We start from the raw sequence: 20690 nt of genomic DNA on the forward strand, positions 1-20690 counted from the left end.
TGTCGTTGAAAAGGAAAATCAGCGCAGTCCGGCGTCGACCACGGTGTCCAGCAGCCCAAGGTCGGTGTTCAGGTCGGCCGCGGTGCTGCGGACGAGGGCCACGTCCTTGCCGATGAACTCGCCGACCCGGGTGATGAACGCGCCCGCTGAACCCGTTGCGGCGATGCCACTGAGGGCGCGACTGCCCGCACTGCCGTTGACCAGTGCCTTGAGCAGGGTCGGTTCGTCGATACCGAGCCGCCCGCCGAGCCGCACCCCTTCGGCTACAAGGCCGATCTGGGCGGCGAACAACGCGTTGTTGATGAGCTTGACGCGCTGCCCTGCGCCGAGCGGGCCGACGTGTAGCACCGGGTCGGCGTAGCTCTCCAACGCCGGCCGGGCATATGCCACCGCTTGGTCGTCGCCCCCGGCGAACACCGTCAACTGGGCGGCGGCGATATCGTGCGGGCCACCGCTGACCGGCGCATCGACGACGCCGACGTGACGGGGCGCCGCCAGTGCCGCGACCTGCTCTGCGGTGTAAGGACTTCCGGTGGTGTGCAGGACCAGTACCGCTTCGGCCCGCATTGCGGCCGTGAGGTCAGCCTCGACGCAGATCGCGCGGACCTGTTCGTCGGTGAACACGCAGACGATCACCACGTCTGCTCCGTCGGCTACCGCGACTTGATCCACTGCCGCCGACGCGCCAAGTTCTGTGACAGCGTCGCGTTTTTCGGGAGTCCGACCCAGCGCGGTGACATGGTGCCCGGCGGCGACGAGCCGGCCGACCATGGGTGCGCCCATGCGGCCGGCACCGATGACGCCGATGCGCATCAGCGGGGGTGATTCATCAGCAGCAGTGCGGCGTCCGCAGCGTCAAAGACCGCGCCCTCGCGCGCTGCCGCGGCACCGGCCAGACTCGCGGCGTGGCGGCAATCCTTCTGCAGCAGCGCCCCCGCGATCGGAGCGAGGTTGTCCAGGGTGCCGCCAAACATCGCGATACTGTTGAGCGCCTTGCTGGTGGCCGACCCGCGGGTGATCACCTCACAGAGCCGGCCGCGCGGAACTCCCAGCGCCTCACCGAGTTCCAGCGTGCTCATCGCGGCACCGAGGTTTGCGCTGAACAAGAGGTTGTTCAAGATCTTCGCGACTTGGCCGCTGCCGACCGCGCCGAGGTGCACGACGGGGTCGGCGTAGGTGGCGAACACCGGCCGGACCCGCTCGACAACGTCGTCCTCGCCGCCCACCATGACCAGCAGGGTGCCTGCTTTGGCTGCGGGCTCGCCGCCGCTCACGGGCGCGTCGAGCACCGAAATATCTTGCTGTGCAGCGAGAGCCGCGATCTCGCGGCAGGTATCGGGATGCACGGTGGAGTGGATGGCGATGATGCCGCCGGGCGCGAGACCGGCCAGCACCCCGGTATCGCCGCCGAGCACCTCCTTCACGTCGTCATCACCCACCACGCACAGGCACACCAGATCGCTTACCGCGGCAAGCTCGGCGGGGGAGCCGGCGACCTTGGCCGCAGTGTCGGCGAACGGTTCGAGTGACGCAGAACGGCGTGCCCACAGCGTGGTCTCGTAGCCGCCGTCCACGATCCGGCGTGCGATGGGAGCGCCCTGGCTGCCCAACCCGATGAATCCGACACGCATCAACTTGCCTCCACTTCCATATCGGTGCGGCCACGGGTGGCCACGCAGTCCTCCACGAACGACAGCACGCGGCGGTGATAACGCCCTGCGGTCAGCCCGACACTGAGGTTGTGCCCCGACTCGGCGAGTTCGCTGACATCGACGCGCGGTGCGGAGCCGAACATCGCGCTGATATCCGCCAGCGCCGTGGCATCCGACTCCCATACCCTCTCGTGATCCCCGGCGAGGAATTGCACCGGGCTGGTGATCTTGGCTGCGAGCTCCGGAAAGTCCTGTGCGGACCAGGTTTTGATGACCTCGGCCTCGTAGGAGGCGCCGGCTGACGAGAGCCCGGTGCCGATGACGTCAGCCGGATACAGCCGGGCCGGCTCCCACAGTAGATCACGCAGCCCCGCGGGCCGATGGTCGGTCGCCGCGTTCTTGAGGATCTCCTGGGCGGCGGCCTGATATCGGCGGCCTGTGCCGGCCAGTGAGATGCCCAATACGTCGGCACAGGCGGCCATGCGGAGTGTCAGCTCGCATCCCAGCGAATGGCCCAGGACGAACGGCGCACCCGGCCCGGCTATCCGGTGTACCGCGCCGAACACGAGTGCCACGCGTTGGTCAGGATGCGCCATGGCGTCCGGGTAGGCCGCTGACGCGCCGTATCCCGGCCGGTCCAGCGCGATCACCGTGTAGCCGTTGGCCGCTCCCGCGCGCAGGAGCGAAAGCTCCGGGTGCCCGGGGCAGTCGAAGTACGCCGATGTGGTGGCCCCGCCGTGCAACGCCACGATGACGGCCCGCGGGGCAGAGGCCTCCGCGACGAGTGCGGACATCGGGACGCCGTCGACCATCACGACACGAGGATGCGGAATCGCGTTGTCCATGACGATCACTCGTCCGTCCGCAACAGCAGGACACCACTGGGGGTCAGGCCACCTGAACTGGCCACGGCCACCTTGGCATTGGCGACCTGGCGGTCGCCGGCCTCGCCGCGCAGCTGACTGACCGCTTCGTGGATCAGGCCCATGCCATGGGTACGGCCGTGCGACAGCTGCCCGCCGTGGGTGTTCAGGGGCAGTACACCGTCGCGGGCGATGTTGTGGCCGCTGTCGAGGAAGTCTTTGGCCTCGCCGATGCCGCAGAAGCCGAGGGCTTCGATCCAGGACAGGCAGTTGAAGGTGAAGCCGTCGTACAGTTCGGCCACGTCGACATCGCTGGGCCGCAACGAGGTTCGCGACCACAGGTGTGCTGATTGGCCCAGCACCTGCGGTTCGTGGGTCATGGTGGTCTGATCCCAGTCGGTGCGTTCGATGATCTGGGTGCCCACCGCCTCGAACCGGATCGGCGGTTTGGCGAGGTCGCGCGCAGCGTCGACGGCCGAGACGACCACGGCCACCGCACCGTCGCAGGGCACATCGCAGTCGTAGAGTCCGAACGGCGTGGTGATGGTGCGCGCCGAGAGGTAGTCCTCCATCGTGAGCGGGTCCCGGTAGATGGCTGTTGGGTTCAGTGCGGCGTTCGCTCGTTGGTTCAGCGCGATCCAGCCCAGGGTTTCACGGGTGGTGCCGTAGCGGTGGAAATGGCGTCCGGCGTTCTGCGCCAAGGTATGTGCGGCCGAGGTGGCGCCGTAGGGGTGTTGCCAGCTGGTAGTGCGGCCGCCCATCGGTGGCGCGAGCTTGCCCTCCTTGACCAGCTGGCCGAACGTCGCCTCCCACAGGGTGCGGAAGCACAGCACGTGCCGGGCCATGCCGGTGGCGACGGCCATCATCGCCGCGATCACCGAACCACCCGGCCCGAATGTGTCCATGCCCCCGTTGATCCATGTGGGCCGCAAGCCGACGGCACCTTCCAGCGCGGTGACGCCACCCTCACCCATCCCGGCGACATCGAGTCCCGGATAGGTGGACAGGCCGTCGATATCGTCGAGGGTGAGCCCGGCGTCAGCGACCGCGGCCTCGCAGGCCTCGATGGTCAGCGCCAGCGGTGGCACCATCAACCGGCGGCCCAGCCGGGAGGCGCCGATCCCGGTGATGGCCGAGTGGTCCTCGAACTTCCGGGTGCCCAGCATCGGCCGGACATGTTCGGCGAAGTCCTCGGGCGCGATGAGGTCGACCGGCTCGGGAGCGGGTCTGCGGTCTGCCGCCGGGCGGAAGACGGGCAGCCAGACATCGTCGAGCTGTTGAAAGGTGACCTCCACCGGCTGTCCCAGCTCGAGGTCGTCGGGATCGGCGTCGACGATGTTGGTGGTCAGCCGAACCCGGGGATCCTCGGCGATGGCCACCTCGGCAACCACATAGGGCGGCGGCAGGTCGGGGAACCCGAACCGGTGGTTGACGGTGAAGCCCGCCAGCGAACCGCGCCCGGAGACTTCGCGGGGTCCGAGTTTGTGGCTGCGGCAGTATCGGCACACCGGCTGCGGTGGGTGGATGAGCGCGTTGCAGTCCAGGCATTCCTGGATGCGCAGCACCCCGTCGGCGCCCGCGGTCCAGAAGTATTCGTTCAGCGCGGTGACCGTGGGTAGCGGCCGGCCCGGTATCCCTGACAACTCGTCTCCCTAGCCGGCTTCGATGACGGATCGTGGTTCGGCCAACTCGATGATCGCGTGTACCGGACAATCCAGCAGCGCACGTTTGACCGCGTCATGATCGGCCTCCGGGATGGTGCCGTCGCCTTCCAGCGAGGCGTATCCCCAGTCGTCGAGTGGGAAGTACCCGGGCGCGTGCTTGGCGCACAGCCCGAATCCGTCGCAGAGCGTGCGGTCCAGCTTGATCCTCATACCCCCACCACCTCATCGAGTCGCTCCACCTCGTAGGGCCGCATCGCCATGTACGCACCGGAACGGCAAGCGGAACACCGATTTTCGAGATGACGCTGGACGAGATCGGGGAACTGGGTCAGCAGGCCGGCCGCCACATTCGCCGCACCGTCGAGTGTGGCGCAGGCGCCCCGGCCCCGCAGAACCACCGACCAGCGTCGTAGCCGGGCGACATCGTCCTCGCAGGCCACGCCGTCGCGCAACGCCGTCGCCACCGCCGCCATGGCCGCCGTGCCGTTGAAGCAGGACCCGCACTGCCCCGCATTCTCGCGGTCGAAGTAGGAGAGCACCGACGCGGCGACTGCCACCGGGCAGTCGTCGGTGAGGATCGTGATCGCGCCGCATCCCAGCCCGCTGCCGAGCTCCCGAATCGTCTCGTGATCCAGGGTGGCCCCGAGGATGTCGCGATTGAGCAGCCCGGCGAAGTACCCACCCATGAGCGCCCCCGTGACGTGCTGCGCGGGAATGCCGTGCAGCGTGAGCAGATCCGCCACCGCGACGCCGTGCGGCAGCTCGTAGAGGGCGGCCGGACGCCCCGCGCCCGTGATGGTCGCCAAGAAAGTGCCTGGCGAAGCGTGGGTGCCGACGGTCCGGAACTGCGTCGCTCCGTGGATGTTCAGGTACGCCAGTTGGGCGAGGGTCTCGACATTGCTCACCAGGGTCGGCAAACCGCCGACGCCCTGTTCGAATGGCCGTGGCGGCTTGTCGGTGGGTTTGGCCGGACCGCCGTTGACGACGTGGACCGCTGCCGTCTCCTCACCGGCCACGTAACCCGGTGCGACGACGACCAATTCGATGCGCAGCGAGCCGAGTTCACCGCTGAGTTCGCCGAGCGCGGCCTGTACCTGCTCGGCGGCCCGGCGGTCGGACACGTACAGGTAGACATGCGGCGCGCCGATCATCGCGGCCGCGAGCCGGAGGCCGTCGAGAACCATATGGGGCCGGTTGCGCAGCAACCACCGGTCCTTGATCGACGCTGGTTCACCTTCTTCGCCGTTGCCGATCGCCACGGCGCCGCCGGCCTCGCGACCGTTGTCACGTACCGTGCGCAGCTTGACCGCCAGCGGGAAAGCCGCGCCACCACGGCCGAGCAGTCCGCTGGCCTGCACCTCATCGAGCAGCCGGCCTGGATCGTCAAGGGACGCATAGCCACCGGCCAGGGTGTATTCGGTGAGTGTCTCCGTGCGCAACAGGCGAGGCGTCATGCCCGGCCACACCGCGACGGTGAGATCGCTTGTCATATCACATCCCGTCCCCGGCTACGCTAACCGGCATGAGAACTGCTGTCGTGCGCGTCGGAGTCGATCCGGCCGGCGAGCTCGGACCGCAGCAGCTCGCCGACGGCATGGCGATGCTCCGCGACATGGTGGTCGACCGTGGCGCGCAGGTGCTGGACAACCAGCTCACCGGTATGGCCCCGCACCGGCGTGAAGTGGAGGTTCTCATCCCGGGCGACGACGCCCAGCAGCTTCAACAGCTCGTGATCGAACTGTGTGCCAAGGCTTTCGGTACGGATCCCGCGGCAGGCGTGGTGACCTTCGTCAGCCGTGGCACCGACGACGACGCCCGCGGCGTGCTGGCAGGTTTCGGGTTGTCCGGCGAGATCGAGCGCACGGTCGACGGAGACGGCTGGGACGTGGTGTCGATTACCCTGCGCAAAGCCGACCTGGAGCGCATCCCCGAAAGCCGGATCCATACCGCACTCGAGGCGTCGCTCAACTGCGAGGTGCACATCCGCGCGGTGTGAGCCCGTCATCTGCCGAGAAAGTCCAGGATCGCCGGTGCGGCCTGCACCCAGGTGTCGAACATGTTGAACCGCTTGACTTTTCCAGACGCACGATCCTCCCCGGCGCGTTCCCAGGCGTCCTCGGGCCATGGCGGATCGATCAGCGTCGAACCCTTGATCAGGCAACTCACCTCCAGAGAGGTGCGCTTGGGGTGGTCGAGATCGTTCTCCCCGCCCCGGATGATCAACGTCGGAACTGTGATGTTGTCGAACATCTCGTCCTCGACGCCGGGGATGGTCTGTCCGGGCTTGGGGACGAACGCGTTGAGCCAGCGCAGCATCAACTTGAGGAACTCGTCCGCGTCCTGCGCCAGGATGCGGGCCTCGTTCACCGGGTTTTCCCCGATTCGGTCCTTCCACTCGTCAATGCGAGCAACGGCTTTCATCCCCGCACCGCGTACCGCGAGGATGCTCGGGACGATGTAGTAGGAGCCCAGCACGAACGAGCCGTACACGCCGCCGACGATGTTCCAGACCGCGAGTTTGGTGACGATGTCGGGGTAGAGCATGGTCGTCAACATAGAATCCCGGGCACCGCCCGATCCGCCGGCCAGGATGCAGGGGCCGATGCCCAGCTGGGTGATCAAGTGGTGCAACGTTTCGGCCCGCATATGCGATTCGCTGTATCCGTAGAACTGCACGTCGGACTTGCCGCAGTTGGGGCGGTCCCACAGCAGTACCCGGTAGCCACCCCTGACGAGTTCCTCGGCCAGCGGCCGCAACCCGGGAATGTCCTTGCTGAACCGGCCTCCCGGCGTCAGCGCGATGAAATCACCATCAGTACCGAGGATTTCATACACGACGTTGCCGCCGTTGATCTCGATGACCTTCTCGTCCTGCTCGAGCACCACCGTCACGCCATCACCAACACTTCGTCGTCAACGATCCGCACCGGGTAGGTGCGGATACTCCACTCCGGCTTGACCGTGGTCGTGCCGGTCGCCAGTTCGAAACCCCACTGGTGCCACGGGCAGTAGATGAACTCCTGATCGCGCACCATCGCCGCGCCGCCAGGGACGGTTTCGTCGACGACGGTGCGCCCGCGGGCCCGTCCCGAACACAGCGGGCCGCCCTCGTGTGGGCAGTAGTTCGCGATCGCGTAGAAGCTGCCGTTGACGTTGTAGACACCGACCCCGTGACGACCGATCGGCACCAGTTTGTGGGTGCCAGGCGGAATCTCGTCGACAGTGGCGACGACGTGCTCGCGCCCCTGCGCAAGCCTGGGGCGCTTGGCCGGCTCGCTCATCAGAACACCCGCACCTGACCCTCGAGAACCGGGACGGTCTCGGGCAGCTTGTAGGTCTCGATACCGTTGCGGAACATGATGGCCTCGCGGGTGTGTTCGGGCAGATGCTTGACCAGCCAGCGTGGGTCGTCGAAGGTCCAGTGTGGATAGTCGCTGCTGTAGAGCAGGATCTTCTCGCATTCCATCCACTCGAACGCGCGGGACAGTTCGGTCTTGTCTTCGGGGTAGTCGAGCGGTTGGGTGGTGAATTTGATGTGGTCCTTGACGTATTCGCTCGGTTTGCGCTTGATGCCCATCCAGGATTTGCGAGCCGCATAGATCGCGTCCATGCGCCACATGAGCGGCAGGATCCATGTGAACGCGTGCTCGACGAACACGATGCGCAGAGTGGGGAAGCGGTCGAAGACCCCGTCGAAGATCAGGCTCATCACCTGGTTGGCGGCCAACAGCGAGTACGTGACCATGAAATCGTGGTTGTAGCTGGGCAATCCGACCGGGGGGAGCGGTAGCGTGTCGAACTCGCCACGCGAGAGGTGGCAGCTGACGGTGATGTCGTGCTTGGTGGCCGCCGCCCAGACCGGGTCGTACTTCGGGTCCCCCCACGACGGCCGCGGCTCAGCTTTGATCAGGACTTGAGCCATGTAGGGGTGATCGGCCCACTTTTCGATCTCGGCGACGGCCAGCTGCGGCTCCTCGATGGCCACACACACCGAGCCGCGCCAACGTTGATGCCAGTTGTTGTGGCTGTCGAGCCAGTGATGGGCCAGCCATTCGTTGGTCGCGGTGCAGTAGGCCGCGGTGGCCTCGGCCAACCGGCTCTCGGCGCGCGTCGGCTCCAGGATGGCGATGTCGGAGCCGGCCTCCATGATCAGCTGGCGCAGCGCCATATCCGGGTCGCTGCAGGCGAATTCACCGTCGGGTGGGAATGCGTCGACGCGCATCGCGTAAGAGTGCGCGTAATCGGGTGCGTCATAGTAGATCTGCTCGCCGACCGGGTGATTGAGGAAGTACTTGCTGCGCCACGGCTCGGGGATGTATTCGGTGAGCTCACCGCGTTTTGGCATGGGATGCACGTCGGAGTCGACGCACCGGACCGCGATGCGTTCTGCCGCGGGTACTCGTGGGTTCGCTGTGACGGACATGAATCCTCCCTCGGGTACTTCTACTGTGCCGCAACGGCGGACGGCATGACGACGTTGTGGAGCCCGTAGAGCTCTGCGGCGTTGCGCCACAACAGCTTGTCGCGCTGCTCGGTGGTGAACGTGGCCGGCACCGTCGGTTCGTTCAGTTGCCAGTGTGGGTAACTCGACCCGAAGATCACCATGTCTTCCTTGCCTGTGAATCCGAACCATTCGCCGGCGAATTCGACGTCGCCAGGTCCGTCGAGTGCGCCCTGCACGAAGTAGACGTGGCCGGGCAGATAGTCGCTGGGCATCTTGGGAGCCCACGGTGTCTGCTCCAGATGCGGCCGCCCGAAGCAGTCCATGCGCCACATGAACGGCGTCAGCATGTCGGCCGCGCCGTCGGCCCACACGAACTTGAGTGCGGGCGTGCGTTCGAAGACACCCTCGGCGATCATGTTCATCAGGTGGTACAGGTAATTCAGCGCCATGAAGCCGAGATACTGCTCGTAGGTTCGGGTCTTCCCCGACGGTGTCGGCGGAAACTGCACGCCCGCACCGCCTTCGATGTGTACGGCCACCGGCAGGCCGGCATCGGCGGCGGCATCCCACAGTGGCCAGTACTGCGGCTTGCCGTACAGCTCGCGGGACTGCAGCGGCACTCCGATCTGCACGACGCGCGGATGGTCCTTGTAGCGGTCGATCTCGCGCAGGGCGCCGGCGATGTCGTCGGGATTCACCCGGATGGTGCCGCGGAACCGGGGGCCGTGAGTATCGTGGTCGAGCCAGCGCGTCACCATCATCTTGTTGTGCGCGTTGGCAAGTGCGGTTCCCAGGTGGCGATCCGGCATGATGCCGCGGGTCATGGGATGCAGAATCGCGATGTCGACACCACGGTCGGCAAACAGATGCTGCGCGGTCAGATCGGGATCAGAGCCGGGGTACTGCCGTTCGGGCCCCTTGGCGTAATCCGCATACTCGCCGCCCGGCGCGCCATACCAATTCATTTCGTAGTCGGGGAAGCCGCGGCTGGCGAACGGCTCGCGCAGAAAGTTCTGCCGCAGGTCTTTGTTCGAGCCGAAGAAGACGTGCACGCTGGCATCGATGACCGGGCTGCTGGTCCCGTCGGGGTGCTGCACTGCCAAGGCTGACCTCCGATTTCGTCCGGTGCGCACGTTGTCGACGGTGTGACCGCGACACCGGACCTGCTGTCAGTTTAGATCCCTATTCTTCAATAGCAAGAATATTGTTCTCCATCTGGCTGGTGGCTCCCGCGCTGGTGGACGGTGATGCTGGTCAGTCGCCTAGCGATGGCTCGTGGAACACGGATCCGTCGACTCGGAGAATGTCAGATCACTGTACGAGAATGTTATTCTCGCTGGGATGTGACGGCCCACAGGAGGCGGCGGGTGCTACTCGAATTCGATGCCGATCAGCGGCTATGGCAGGACACCGTACGCGACGCGGTCGGCAAGCAATGTCCGGCGACCCTGGTCCGGGAGGTGGCCGAGCAGGGCGTCGACCCAGCGCCGCTGTGGCAGAGCTACACGGATCAGGGCTGGACCGAACTGACCGATCCGCAGAATGCGGTCGAGCTCGCCGTCGTGCTCGAAGAGCTCGGGCGCGCTACCGACGTGACCCCGTATCTGGCGACCATGACGCAGTACGCGCCGCTGGCCGGGGACCGGTTCGATCCCGCCGCGCCGGGTACCGCGGTATACAGCGGGATCACCGCGCGCCGCGATGACACGGGGTGGGTGCTCAACGGCACCGCACCCCATGTGCTCGACGGTGACCGTGTACAGGCGCTGGCCGTGGTCACCGGCGCCGGTGTGTTCCTGGTGCCGGCCGCGGCGGTGCGCGCCCGTCGCACACCGGTTTTCGATCCGGTGCTGCACATTGCCGAGGTGGCCTTCGACGGGGTGCATGTTCCCGACACGGATCGCATGCGGGTCGATTCCGAGAAGGCGCGGCATCTGGCGTTGACAGGCATGGCGGTGACGACTGTCGGTGCCTGCCAACGGGTTTTGGAGCTCGCGCTCGAACACGTCAAGCAACGCCATCAGTTCGGGGTGCCGATCGGATCGTTCCAGGCGGTGCAGCACAAGGCCGTCGATATGCACATCGCCATCGAACGGGCCCGGGCACTGTCGTACTTCGCCGCGCTGACCATCGCTGCCGATGACCCACGCCGACGACTGGCCGCGGCGATGGCCAAAGCTTCGGCGGGCGAGTGCCAGGCGGTGGCCTTCCGCCACGGACTGCAGTTGTTCGGAGCGATGGGATTCACCTGGGAGAACGACGTCCAGTTCGCGCTCAAGCGCGCGAAGGCCGGCGAACTGTTATTGGGTGGGGCGGCCGAGCACCGCGCGGTGATCGCCGCCGAGTACCGCACGACGTACAGGGGGCTGTAGATGCAACTCACCTTCGATTCCGACGTCGAGGCGTTCCGTGCCGAGTTCGCCGCATTCCTCGACGAGCATCTGCCATCCGAGGCGCAGACGCTGGAGCGGCCCCGCTCGGTGTCGCACATGCCGCAGTGGGCCCGCGACTGGCAGCGGCTGCTGTTCGACAACGGCTGGTTGTTGCCCGCCCAGCCGCCGGAGTTCGGTGGCCGCAACGCCACCGTCGTGCAGCAGTTCGTCCACCTCGATGAGTTGTGCCGCAGGCGGATCTACCACAGCTTCAACCCTCAGGGCGTCAATATCATTGCCGCATCGTTGCTTTCGTTCGGATCCGAGGAGCAGAAACACCGCTGGGCAGTTCCCGTGCTGCGCGGTGAGTGCACGGCGTCGCTGGGAATGAGTGAGCCGAGCGCCGGTTCGGATCTTGCGTCCCTGCGCACCCGGGCAGCCCTGGTGGGTGAGCACTTCGTCGTCAACGGGCAGAAGGTGTGGACGTCGGGCGCACACGACGCCGACTTCCTGCTGACTTTCGTCCGTACCGATCCGGACGCGCCCAAACACAAGGGCATCAGCGTGCTGATCATCCCGACCGACACCCCTGGCGTGGTGTGCCGGCCGTTCGCGGACATGACCGGTGAGGAGAACCTCGACTTCAACGAGGTCTTCTTCACCGATGCCAAGGTGCCCGCCGAGAATCTCGTCGGCCCCCTGAACGGTGGCTGGGGTGTTGCCAACGGTTCGCTCGGCCACGAACGGACCATGATGTGGCTGGGTTTCGCGGATCGCATCGACAACATGCTCGCCGATTTCCATCCCCGCACGGCGCTCGAACGGGACCAGTACGCCACCACGGTCATGGACTATCAGGCGTTGCGCGCCATGGGCTCTGCGGCATTGGCCCGGGCGGCACGTGGCGAGATGGACACCGCGTCGGTATCGGTGTTGAAGCTCTTCGGCTCCGAGGCCGAGCGCAACGCTTTCGAGAACGCGTTGACCGCAGCGGGACCGGACGGGCTGGTGCACCCGTCGACGACCGGCCCCTATGCACACATGAACCTCGACCACTACTTCGCCAGCTGGTTCGAGCGTTACGCGCGCAGCTTCGGCGGAACGATCGCCGGTGGGACGTCGGAAATCCAGCGCAACATCATCGCGACCCAGGTGCTCGGATTGCCGCGGCGCTGAGTTTCTCCGGCGAACAGTCATCGCGGTACCCGAAACTCGGCGTGTCGCGTACCTGAGCGTCTGCTCGCGCTAGGAGGGCTGCTCGCGCTAGGAGGTCGGGGAAGACATGACAAACGGCGGCAGGCATGGACCTACCGCCGTTTGTGTGAGGCTCAGTAGTTGTTGCAGCTGCTCGCGATCGAGGTGATCGCACCGAAATACTGCGCGGCCGCCGGGCTGGCCTGCAGCTGTGTCACCGTCTGCTGACGCTGGGCCGGCGGCGACGACAGGAAGCTGCGCAGCGCGCCCTGCGCGAACGGCGACGCGTTGAACTCCTGGGCCAGGTCCGGCCGCTGTGCGTTGAGCGCCGCGAGGACCTGGTCGTAGGTGCACGTGGTGTTGACTACCGCGTCGTACGGCGCAGCAGCTGCGACGCCGAGCGAGGCGGGGATTGCGACTGCGAGGCCGCCGAGGGCCAACGCGAGTTTCGCGCACGACATCTTGATCATGGCTTCGTACCCCCATCTGGTTCCGCCGGCACGGCGGCGAGTTTGCTCACACGTCTGTTGAAGTGACCTCAATCGAGGTTAACAGGACTATCGGGGTAGGGGGCTGTCCTGTTACTGGTGTGACTACCCGAATCAGTCGATGACGGCAGTTTCCTTGCGCTCGGTGATCGGCCGGGCAAGCTCCTGCTCATTGCAGATGCGCTGCAACTTCTCCAACGTCTCGTCCAGGCCGGGTCCGAGCCGTTTGCCCGGAGTGAATGTGGCGGGCAAGTTCCGCATGCCCTGGATCACGCCGATGGTGTCGTAGTGCACCGTGCCCTCGGGGTCGCACACGTAGTCGGGCATGCGGTCGAGCACCGCGGTGAGCATCGACTTGAACACCGTGCGCGCCACGTTCGAACCGACGCAGCGGTGCACCCCGATGCCGAAGCTGAAGTGCCGGTTGCCCTTGCGATCGAGGACGACCTCGTTGGGCTCGTCGAACACCGACGGATCCCGGTTGGCCATCGCCCAGGACAGCCACAGGCGCTCGTATTGCTTGAAGTGCTGGCCTTCGACAACGACGTCCTCGGAGAACGTCCGGCCGTCCCCGGGAGCCGGGGTGAAGAAGCGCAGAAACTCCTCGGTGGCCGGGTCGAGAAGCGTCGCCCGCTCGGTGCTGAGCCGGTCGCGCTCAGCGGGATGTTGGCCGAGCCATTCCAGAGCATGCGCAGTCAACGCGGTGGTGGTGTCGAATCCGCCGCCGATGACCAGACCCAGGTTGCCCAGGATCTCGATGTCGGGCGCAGGTTCACCGTCGATGCGCAGCTGCAGCATCGCATTGACCAGACCAGGCCGCGGGTTCTGCCGGATCTCCATCATGTTGTTGATGATGTCGATACCCATCTCGCGGTGCTGCTCGTTGATCTTCTCGCGGTCGGGCGAATGCTCCGGGGTGTACACCGACGCGTGCGTGGGCTCGCTGTAGACGTTCCACTTCTTGAGCTCGATACCCATCATGGCGAGGGTGAACACCGCGGGTACCACGTTGGCCAGATGCTCGACGAAATCGATCCGGCCCGACTCGATGTGCTCGTCGAGCGCTGCGCGCGTGATCTCGTCGACGAACGGCACCCACCGCTTGATGGCGGCAGGGGACAGGTATGGGTTGAGCGCCCCACGGTAAGCGCTGTGCTCGGGCTCGTCCATCTCCAGGATGCCGCCGCGAACGACGGTGGCGCGGCTGGCCTTCGGGATGGTGATTCCCTGGTAGGGGGTGTTCCCGCTGATGTCGTGGTGGTTGGACACCGCGGGACAGCGGGCCAGCTCGAACACATGCTTGCTGTCGGCGGCCACCCAGTGGCCGTTATAGGTATCGGTCCACGCCATGGGGCAGCGGGCTTGCATTTCCTCGGTGATCTTCTCGAACTGCCCGCGGTATTCCGGTGTGTGCCGGTCGAAGTGGTAGGTGTTCTTCTTGCGTTCGTCGTCGGTCGCGACTTGGTTGCCTGTCGCTCTTCGCGCCCGCGGCTCATCGGCGACGTTCATGCGTTGTCTCCCTAGCTGTTTGGGTCAGTCCTCGATGACGATGGCCTGCTCGGGGCAGGAGTGTGCGGCCTCGCGGACCGCGTCCTGCCGGTCGGCCGGCACCACTTCCGACACCGGTGACGCGTGTCCGTCCACATCGTCGAGTACGAACGAATCGGGCGCGATCATCGAGCACAGCGTGTGGCCCTGGCATCGACTGGCATCGACCCAAACCTTCACTACGCCAACCCCTTTCGAGTCAATAGGCTCACACGTGGTAGTCGTACCACTTGAGGTACCCGCCCGCGTCGACGCGCAGCTGCATACCGGTGACGTACCGGGCTTCGTCCGAGGCGAGCCACAGCACGGCGTTGCTGATGTCGACCGGCTCGATCCACGGCACCTTCATGGCCTGCTGGACGTAGAACACCGGTTCGGCATCGGACTGCGTCGGGTGCTCGAGGTCGGGCCGGAACGAGCGGTACATCGGTTCGCTCTGCAGCATGTTGGTGTTGCAGTTGGTCGGGTGGATGACGTTGGCCCGGATCCCGCGCGGCGCGAGTTCGGTGGCGATGTCGTGAACGTACTGCGACAGCAGGCGTTTGGAGGTCATGTAAGCCATGCCGCCCGGGTCTGCGCCAGGGTTCGGCTTGTTGTGTGCGTCCATCAGCGCGGCGGCCGACGCGGTCGCGACGATCGCCGCGCCCTCGGTCAGGTGCGGCAGCGCCACCTGGATCGCGTTGATGGTGCCGACCAGGTTGGTGTTGATGACGTCGGTCCAGGCCTGCAGCGGTGGATTGCCCTTCATCCCGGCGACGCCGGCCTGGGCGACCACGATGTCGAGCTTGCCGAATTCGGCGAGGCCCGCCTCCAATGCGTCCTTGAGTTGGTCGGCCACCCGCACGTCGGCCTGCGCGGTCACGATGCGGCCGCCGGCCTTCTCGACGAAGCGCGCGGTCTCCTCGAGGTCCTCGGGCGTCGCCAGCGGGTACCCGATCGAGTCGATGTCGCGGCAGAGATCGACCGCGATGATGTCGGCGCCCTCTTCGGCCAGTCGGACCGCATGGCTGCGTCCCTGCCCGCGCGCGGCGCCGGTGACGAAGGCAACCTTGCCGGCCACCCGACCTTCTGAATTACCCACTGCCCGCAGTCCTTTCTTTAGGTATTACGGCCGCCGTTGACGCCGAGGATCTGGCCGGTGATGTAGCCGGCCTCCTCGGAGACCAAGAAGGCGCAGGCCGCGGCGATGTCCTCGGGTCTGCCGATCCGCCGCACCGGCGTCGCTTCGATGGTCTTATCGATATCGCCGAGGTAGCCCTTGTCCGCCGCGGCGCGCAGCATCGGGGTGTCGATGAAGCCCGGCGGCACCGCGTTGACCGTGATGCCTGCCGGCCCGTATTCGAGGGCCAAGGTCTTGGTGAGTCCGTTGACCGCCGACTTCGCGGCGACATACGGCGCCATGTAGGGGGCGCCGGAGTGGGTGCTCGACGACGAGATGTTGACGATGCGGCCCCAGCCTGCGTCGATCATCTCCGGTAACACCGCCTGGATGCAGTGGAAGACGCCGTTGAGGTTGACGTCGATCACCCGCTGCCACCGGTCGAACGACACCTCGGTGAACCGCTTGAAGCAGTCCAGGCCGGCCGCGTTGACCAGTACCGAGATCGGGCCGAGCTGTGCGCGCACGGCGTTGAGTGCAGCATCGACCGCGGCGCGGTCTGTCACGTCGGCGACATGGGCGAACTCGTCGTCGGACGGTTGCAGGTCGAGGATGGCGACGTTGAGCCCGTCGGCGCGTAGCCGCGCGACGATCGCCGCACCGATACCGGAGCCCCCGCCGGTGACCACAGCATTCTTCACAGCAGTACCCCTCGCGCCAGGTCGGCCGCGCGTTTGTCACCGTTCAAGAATCTTCCTTCCGATTATGAGAACCGTACTCTCGCCATTGTGCACGTCGCAAGATCCGAGTTGCCGGCAGACGATGGGCGCCGATGGTGCTGCCCGGGCCGCAACGTGCCATGACTAGCCAATCTATCTTTTGCTTGAGTTCTCATGAAGCGAATGTATGATTCGCCGGTGATGAGAATGAAGTTTCCATCACAGTCTGCAAATCAGTCGAGGAGGATGATGCAGGAAACGCCCACGATCACGGATACCAAGCGGGCCGACCGGAAGATGTTGATCGGCGGTGAACTGCGCGAGACGCCGCGGACGTTTCCTTCCGTCAATCCCGCGACCGGCGAGGTGCTGGGATACGCGCCCGACGCCACCGTCGCGGATGCCGAAGCCGCCGTCGCCGCCGCACGGGAGGCCTTTGACACCACGCAGTGGGCGACCGACACCGCGTTACGCGTGCGCTGCCTCCAACAGTTCCATCAGGCCCTGCTCGACCACCGTGACGACTTGGCCGCCCTCACGATCGCAGAGGTGGGCGCGACGGCCGCGCTGTGCGCAGGCGCGCAACTCGACCAGCCGATCGACATCGTCCGGTACTACGCGGAACTTTTGGCGACCTACCCACTGACCGAAGACCTCGGCACCAGCGAAAGCCGCGGCATGCAGCACCACCGGTGGGTGGAAAAGGAAGCCGCCGGCGTGGTGGCGGCCATCATCGCCTACAACTATCCCAACCAGCTGGCACTGGCCAAGCTGGCCCCGGCCCTGGCCGCGGGCTGCACAGTGGTGCTCAAGGCCGCCCCTGACACCCCACTGATCACGCTGGCGCTCGGCGAGCTGATCGCCGCTCACACCGATATCCCTGCCGGTGTCGTCAACGTCATCAGCGGCGCCGATCCCGCGGTGGGCGCGGTGCTCACCACCGATCCGGCCGTCGACATGGTGACCTTCACGGGGTCGACACCCACCGGGCGCGCCATCATGGCCGCAGCGAGTACCACGCTCAAGAAGGTGTTCCTCGAGCTCGGCGGCAAGTCGGCCGCGATCGTCCTCGACGACGCCGACTTCGCCACCGCCGCATTGTTTTCGGCGTTCAGCATGATGACGCACGCTGGCCAGGGCTGTGCGCTGACGTCGCGCCTGCTGGTGCCCGCCCGGCACCACGACGAGATCGTCGAGCTGATCAAGAACAACTTCGGCCTGGTGCGCTTCGGAGATCCGACCGACCCGAAGACCTACATGGGACCGTTGATCAGTGAGAAGCAGCGCGACAAGGTCGACGCCATGGTCCAGCGCGCCGTCGCGGCCGGCGCGACGTTGGTGACCGGTGGCCAGAAAGTGGGCCCCGGCTTCTTCTACACCCCGACTCTGCTCGCCGATGTCGATCCCGACAGCGAGATCGCGCAGGAAGAAGTCTTCGGCCCGGTCCTGGCCGTCATCGCCTATGAAGACGACGATGACGCGGTGCGCATCGCCAACAATTCCATCTATGGTCTGTCCGGCGCGGTGTTCGGCAGTGCCGAGCGCGCCCTCGCTGTCGCGCGTCGTATTCGCACCGGAACATTCTCGATCAACGGCGGCAACTACTTCAGCCCCGACAGTCCGTTCGGAGGATTCAAACAATCCGGAATCGGCCGTGAGATGGGCCGGGCCGGACTCGAGGAGTTCTTGGAATCCAAGACGTTTGCGACGGTGGTGTCCTGATGGCCGCAGCACCGGGCCCGCTTGACGGCATCCGGGTCCTCGAGGTGGCCATGTACGGTTTCGTGCCGTCGGCCGGCGCCGTGCTGGGTGAGTGGGGTGCCGACGTCATCAAGGTCGAACACGCCGTCACCGGGGACCCACAGCGCGGGCTGCGCCAGACCGGGCCGCTGCGGGTGGACGGCGACCCGAACCCCAACATCGAGCACGCCAACCGCGGCAAACGCAGTATCGGGCTGGACATGTCGGTACCGGAAGGGCGTGAGGTTCTGCTGGAGCTGGCGCGCCGGGCCGACGTGTTTCTCACCAGCTTTCTGCCCGGACACCGCCAGAAGTTCGGTATCGACGTCGACGACATCCGCGCGGTGAACCCGAACATCATCTACGCGCGCGGCAGCGCGCTGGGGCCCCGCGGTGAGGAGTCGGTCAAAGGCGGTTACGACATGACCGCCTTCTGGTGCCGGGCCGGCACCGCGGCGACCGTCACCCCGCCCGGGATCGAAGGCATGATCGGCCCGCCCGGACCCGCGTACGGCGACACCATCTCGGGCACCAACCTGGCAGGCGGTATCGCGGCGGCGCTGTTCAAACGGGAACGCACCGGCGAGCCGTCGGTCGTGGATGTATCGCTGCTCGGCAGTGGACTGTGGTCCATGGGCCACACGTTCGCGCTCACCGGCCACCTCAATCAGCTGATGGTGCAACCACCTCCAGGCGTGCACGGCTCGCCGATCAACCCGCTGGTGGGTCTCTACGCGACCGCGGACGACCGCTACATCTCGTTCGTGATGATGCAGCCGACGAAGTTCTGGGCCGACGTGTGCCGGCACATGGACCTCGAGCGCTACCTCGACGATCCGCGATTCGCGACGCCCGAATCGTTCGCCGAGAACACCCCGGCTGCCGTCGAGATCCTCAGCGAGGCGATGAAGAAGCGGACCCTTCCGGAATGGAGTGAGCGCTTCGCGACCCTGGCCGGGCCGTGGGCCCCAGTGCAGGACACGCTGCAGGCCGCGCAGGACGCCCAGATCCGGGCCAACGAGTACCTGGTGCAGGCCGGTGAACTCGAGCTCGTCGCGAACCCGGTGCAGTTCGATGTCGCCGCGCCCAACACGGGGCCGGCACCCGGATTCGCCGAGCAGACCGACGACATCCTCGTCGAACTGGGGCTGGACTGGGACCGCATCATCGAGCTCAAGACGGCCGGCGCCGTCACCTGAGCGGCGGACAGTGGCGATCCGGTACCGGAGGGCAGATGGCAGATAGATGGTCGTCGGGCATATCGCTCGGCCGCAGCCTGGCGGGTCCGATGCGGGCGGTCGGAGCTTTGTTCTCGATGTCGCTGGACGCGATCCGGTTCGCTTTCAGGCGGCCGTTTCAGGGTCGTGAGTTCCTGGAGCAGTGCTGGTTCATCACCCGGGTGTCGATGGCTCCCACGCTCCTGGTGGCGATCCCGTTCACGGTCCTGGTGAGTTTCACCCTGAACATTCTGTTGCGTGAGCTCGGGGCCGCCGACTTGTCCGGCGCCGGTGCGGCATTCGGCGCGGTGACCCAGATCGGACCGATGGTCACAGTGTTGATCGTCGCCGGCGCCGGCGCCACGGCGATGTGCGCCGACCTGGGATCGCGGACCATCCGGGAAGAGATCGACGCCATGGAGGTGCTCGGGATCAATCCGGTGCAACGGTTGGTGACCCCGCGGATCCTGGCTTCCGGCCTGGTGGCTCTGCTGCTCAACAGCCTGGTGGTCATCATCGGAATCCTGGGCGGTTACACGTTTTCGGTGTTCATTCAGGACGTCAACCCGGGCGCGTTCGCGGCCGGGATCACCCTGCTGACGGGTGTGCCCGAGGTGATCATCTCGTGTGTCAAGGCTGCACTGTTCGGGTTGATCGCCGGACTGGTCGCCTGCTACCGCGGATTGACGATCACCGGCGGTGGCGCCAAGGCGGTGGGTAACGCCGTCAACGAAACCGTGGTGTACGCCTTCATGGCCTTGTTCGTCATCAACGTGGTGGTCACCGCCATCGGTATCCGCATGACGGCGCACTGAGGCGGGTAGGGGACACATGGGAACCTTGACGATCCTGCGGAGTACGTATCCGCGGTTGACCCGCCAGATGAACAAGCCGGTATCCCTGTTGGGGCGCATCGGCGACCACACGTTGTTCTACCTCAAAGCCGTCGCAGGAACCCCGCATGCCGCCCTGCACTACCGCCACGAGGTGATCCGGCTGATCGCTGAGATCTCCATGGGCGCAGGAACATTGGCGATGATCGGCGGGACCGTGGTGATCGTCGGGTTCCTCACCCTTGCCACCGGCGGGACGCTGGCGATCCAGGGCTACTCGTCGTTGGGCAACATCGGCATCGAAGCACTCACCGGCTTCCTGGCGGCCTTCATCAACGTGCGCATCGCCGCTCCCGTGGTTGCCGGCATCGGGTTGGCGGCCACCTTCGGTGCCGGGGTCACCGCGCAGCTGGGGGCGATGCGGATCAACGAGGAGATCGACGCGCTGGAGTCGATGGCCATCCGGCCCGTGGAATACCTGGTCTCGACGCGCATCGTGGCAGGCATGGTCGCCATCACCCCGCTGTACTCGATCGCGGTGATCCTGTCGTTCTTGGCATCTCAGTTCACCACGGTGGTGTTGCTCGGCCAGTCGGGCGGCCTGTACGACCACTACTTCTACACCTTCCTGAATCCGATCGACCTGCTGTGGTCGTTTCTTCAGGCGATCCTGATGGCCATCACGATCCTGCTGATCCACACCTATTTCGGATACTTCGCCAGTGGTGGCCCATCGGGTGTCGGTGTCGCCGTGGGCAATGCGGTGCGTACCTCGCTGATCGTCGTGGTGTCGGTGACGCTGCTGATCTCACTGGCCATCTATGGCTCCAACGGCAACTTCAACCTGTCCGGATAGG

Annotated in this window: 21 protein-coding genes and 1 pseudogene; 7 read left to right on the top strand and 15 right to left on the bottom strand. The window is 66.0% G+C overall.

What is annotated here, in order from left to right; all coding sequences use genetic code 11:
- Positions 1-18: 18 nt before the first annotated feature.
- From A5784_RS32190 to A5784_RS32215, 6 genes and pseudogenes are all read right to left on the bottom strand, one after another.
- Positions 19-813 carry an NAD(P)-dependent oxidoreductase gene (locus A5784_RS32190; RefSeq protein ID WP_064948921.1) on the bottom strand — a complete coding sequence of 265 codons (795 nt, stop codon included), beginning with the start codon at positions 811-813 and terminating at the stop codon, positions 19-21.
- Positions 813-1631 (bottom strand): NAD(P)-dependent oxidoreductase, encoded by an 819-nt coding sequence (locus tag A5784_RS32195; protein WP_064948922.1) that lies wholly within the window; start codon positions 1629-1631, stop codon positions 813-815. Before A5784_RS32195 ends, A5784_RS32190 begins: the two co-directional genes overlap by 1 nt.
- On the bottom strand, positions 1631-2497 hold the full coding sequence (locus tag A5784_RS32200; RefSeq protein WP_064949000.1) for an alpha/beta fold hydrolase: 867 nt from the start codon (positions 2495-2497) through the stop codon (positions 1631-1633). The genes A5784_RS32195 and A5784_RS32200 overlap by 1 nt, the downstream gene beginning before the upstream one ends.
- A 5-nt stretch (positions 2498-2502) precedes the next feature.
- Positions 2503-4158 carry a thiolase C-terminal domain-containing protein gene (locus A5784_RS32205; protein ID WP_064948923.1) on the bottom strand — a complete coding sequence of 552 codons (1656 nt, stop codon included), beginning with the start codon at positions 4156-4158 and terminating at the stop codon, positions 2503-2505.
- Positions 4159-4194: 36 nt separating this feature from the next.
- Positions 4195-4389: pseudogene (locus tag A5784_RS32210) on the bottom strand (ferredoxin); the annotation flags it as partial.
- Positions 4386-5669, bottom strand: a complete 1284-nt coding sequence (locus tag A5784_RS32215) for an NADH-ubiquinone oxidoreductase-F iron-sulfur binding region domain-containing protein (protein WP_064948925.1) — start codon at positions 5667-5669, stop codon at positions 4386-4388. The pseudogene A5784_RS32210 and the gene A5784_RS32215, both read right to left, overlap by 4 nt.
- A gap of 32 nt (positions 5670-5701) precedes the next feature.
- Between A5784_RS32215 and A5784_RS32220 the strand changes: the two genes are divergently transcribed.
- Entirely contained in the window at positions 5702-6175 is a 474-nt protein-coding gene (locus tag A5784_RS32220; protein ID WP_064948926.1) for a hypothetical protein, read from the top strand.
- Positions 6176-6180: 5 nt separating this feature from the next.
- Here the strand turns inward: A5784_RS32220 and A5784_RS32225 are convergent, their stop codons facing one another.
- From A5784_RS32225 to A5784_RS32240, 4 genes are read right to left on the bottom strand one after another with little or no spacing between them, the layout of a single operon-like run.
- On the bottom strand, positions 6181-7071 hold the full coding sequence (locus A5784_RS32225) for an alpha/beta fold hydrolase (RefSeq protein ID WP_064948927.1): 891 nt from the start codon (positions 7069-7071) through the stop codon (positions 6181-6183).
- Complete coding sequence (locus tag A5784_RS32230) at positions 7068-7460, bottom strand: Rieske (2Fe-2S) protein (protein WP_064948928.1); 393 nt, start codon at positions 7458-7460, stop codon at positions 7068-7070. Before A5784_RS32230 ends, A5784_RS32225 begins: the two co-directional genes overlap by 4 nt.
- Positions 7460-8602 carry an amidohydrolase family protein gene (locus A5784_RS32235; RefSeq protein ID WP_064948929.1) on the bottom strand — a complete coding sequence of 381 codons (1143 nt, stop codon included), beginning with the start codon at positions 8600-8602 and terminating at the stop codon, positions 7460-7462. Before A5784_RS32235 ends, A5784_RS32230 begins: the two co-directional genes overlap by 1 nt.
- A 20-nt stretch (positions 8603-8622) precedes the next feature.
- Positions 8623-9726 (bottom strand): amidohydrolase family protein, encoded by a 1104-nt coding sequence (locus tag A5784_RS32240; protein ID WP_064948930.1) that lies wholly within the window; start codon positions 9724-9726, stop codon positions 8623-8625.
- A gap of 264 nt (positions 9727-9990) precedes the next feature.
- On the opposite strand from A5784_RS32240, the gene A5784_RS32245 reads away from it, so the two are divergent.
- Together A5784_RS32245 and A5784_RS32250 are read left to right on the top strand one after the other, a co-directional pair.
- A complete protein-coding gene (locus A5784_RS32245) occupies positions 9991-10995 on the top strand; it encodes an acyl-CoA dehydrogenase family protein (RefSeq protein ID WP_064948931.1) in 1005 nt (334 codons plus the stop codon).
- Positions 10996-12171 carry an acyl-CoA dehydrogenase family protein gene (locus tag A5784_RS32250; RefSeq protein WP_064948932.1) on the top strand — a complete coding sequence of 392 codons (1176 nt, stop codon included), beginning with the start codon at positions 10996-10998 and terminating at the stop codon, positions 12169-12171. It begins immediately after the preceding gene.
- Between the two features lie 152 nt (positions 12172-12323).
- On the opposite strand, the gene A5784_RS32255 is transcribed toward A5784_RS32250, so the two are convergent.
- The 5 genes from A5784_RS32255 to A5784_RS32275 form a co-directional block, all read right to left on the bottom strand.
- Entirely contained in the window at positions 12324-12659 is a 336-nt protein-coding gene (locus tag A5784_RS32255) for a hemophore-related protein (protein ID WP_064948933.1), read from the bottom strand.
- Between the two features lie 132 nt (positions 12660-12791).
- Positions 12792-14186 carry a cytochrome P450 gene (locus tag A5784_RS32260; protein ID WP_064948934.1) on the bottom strand — a complete coding sequence of 465 codons (1395 nt, stop codon included), beginning with the start codon at positions 14184-14186 and terminating at the stop codon, positions 12792-12794.
- A gap of 24 nt (positions 14187-14210) precedes the next feature.
- On the bottom strand, positions 14211-14405 hold the full coding sequence (locus tag A5784_RS32265; protein ID WP_064948935.1) for a ferredoxin: 195 nt from the start codon (positions 14403-14405) through the stop codon (positions 14211-14213).
- A gap of 28 nt (positions 14406-14433) precedes the next feature.
- Positions 14434-15306 (bottom strand): mycofactocin-coupled SDR family oxidoreductase, encoded by an 873-nt coding sequence (locus tag A5784_RS32270; protein ID WP_064948936.1) that lies wholly within the window; start codon positions 15304-15306, stop codon positions 14434-14436.
- Between the two features lie 17 nt (positions 15307-15323).
- Positions 15324-16025: an SDR family NAD(P)-dependent oxidoreductase gene (locus A5784_RS32275; protein WP_064948937.1), complete on the bottom strand. Its 702-nt coding sequence runs from the start codon at positions 16023-16025 to the stop codon at positions 15324-15326.
- A 267-nt stretch (positions 16026-16292) separates the two neighbouring features.
- Here A5784_RS32275 and A5784_RS32280 point away from each other — a divergent pair, with 267 nt between their 5' ends.
- From A5784_RS32280 to A5784_RS32295, 4 genes are read left to right on the top strand one after another with little or no spacing between them, the layout of a single operon-like run.
- Entirely contained in the window at positions 16293-17765 is a 1473-nt protein-coding gene (locus A5784_RS32280; RefSeq protein ID WP_064949001.1) for an aldehyde dehydrogenase family protein, read from the top strand.
- Positions 17765-18982 (top strand): CaiB/BaiF CoA transferase family protein, encoded by a 1218-nt coding sequence (locus A5784_RS32285; RefSeq protein WP_082945222.1) that lies wholly within the window; start codon positions 17765-17767, stop codon positions 18980-18982. The genes A5784_RS32280 and A5784_RS32285 overlap by 1 nt, the downstream gene beginning before the upstream one ends.
- 35 nt (positions 18983-19017) lie before the next feature.
- Positions 19018-19815, top strand: a complete 798-nt coding sequence (locus A5784_RS32290) for an MlaE family ABC transporter permease (RefSeq protein ID WP_064948938.1) — start codon at positions 19018-19020, stop codon at positions 19813-19815.
- A gap of 16 nt (positions 19816-19831) precedes the next feature.
- A complete protein-coding gene (locus A5784_RS32295) occupies positions 19832-20689 on the top strand; it encodes an MlaE family ABC transporter permease (RefSeq protein WP_064948939.1) in 858 nt (285 codons plus the stop codon).
- Position 20690: the final 1 nt, after the last annotated feature.

The sequence above is a fragment of the Mycobacterium sp. 852013-50091_SCH5140682 genome (genome assembly GCF_001665685.1).
In the GTDB taxonomy this organism is placed as follows: domain Bacteria; phylum Actinomycetota; class Actinomycetes; order Mycobacteriales; family Mycobacteriaceae; genus Mycobacterium.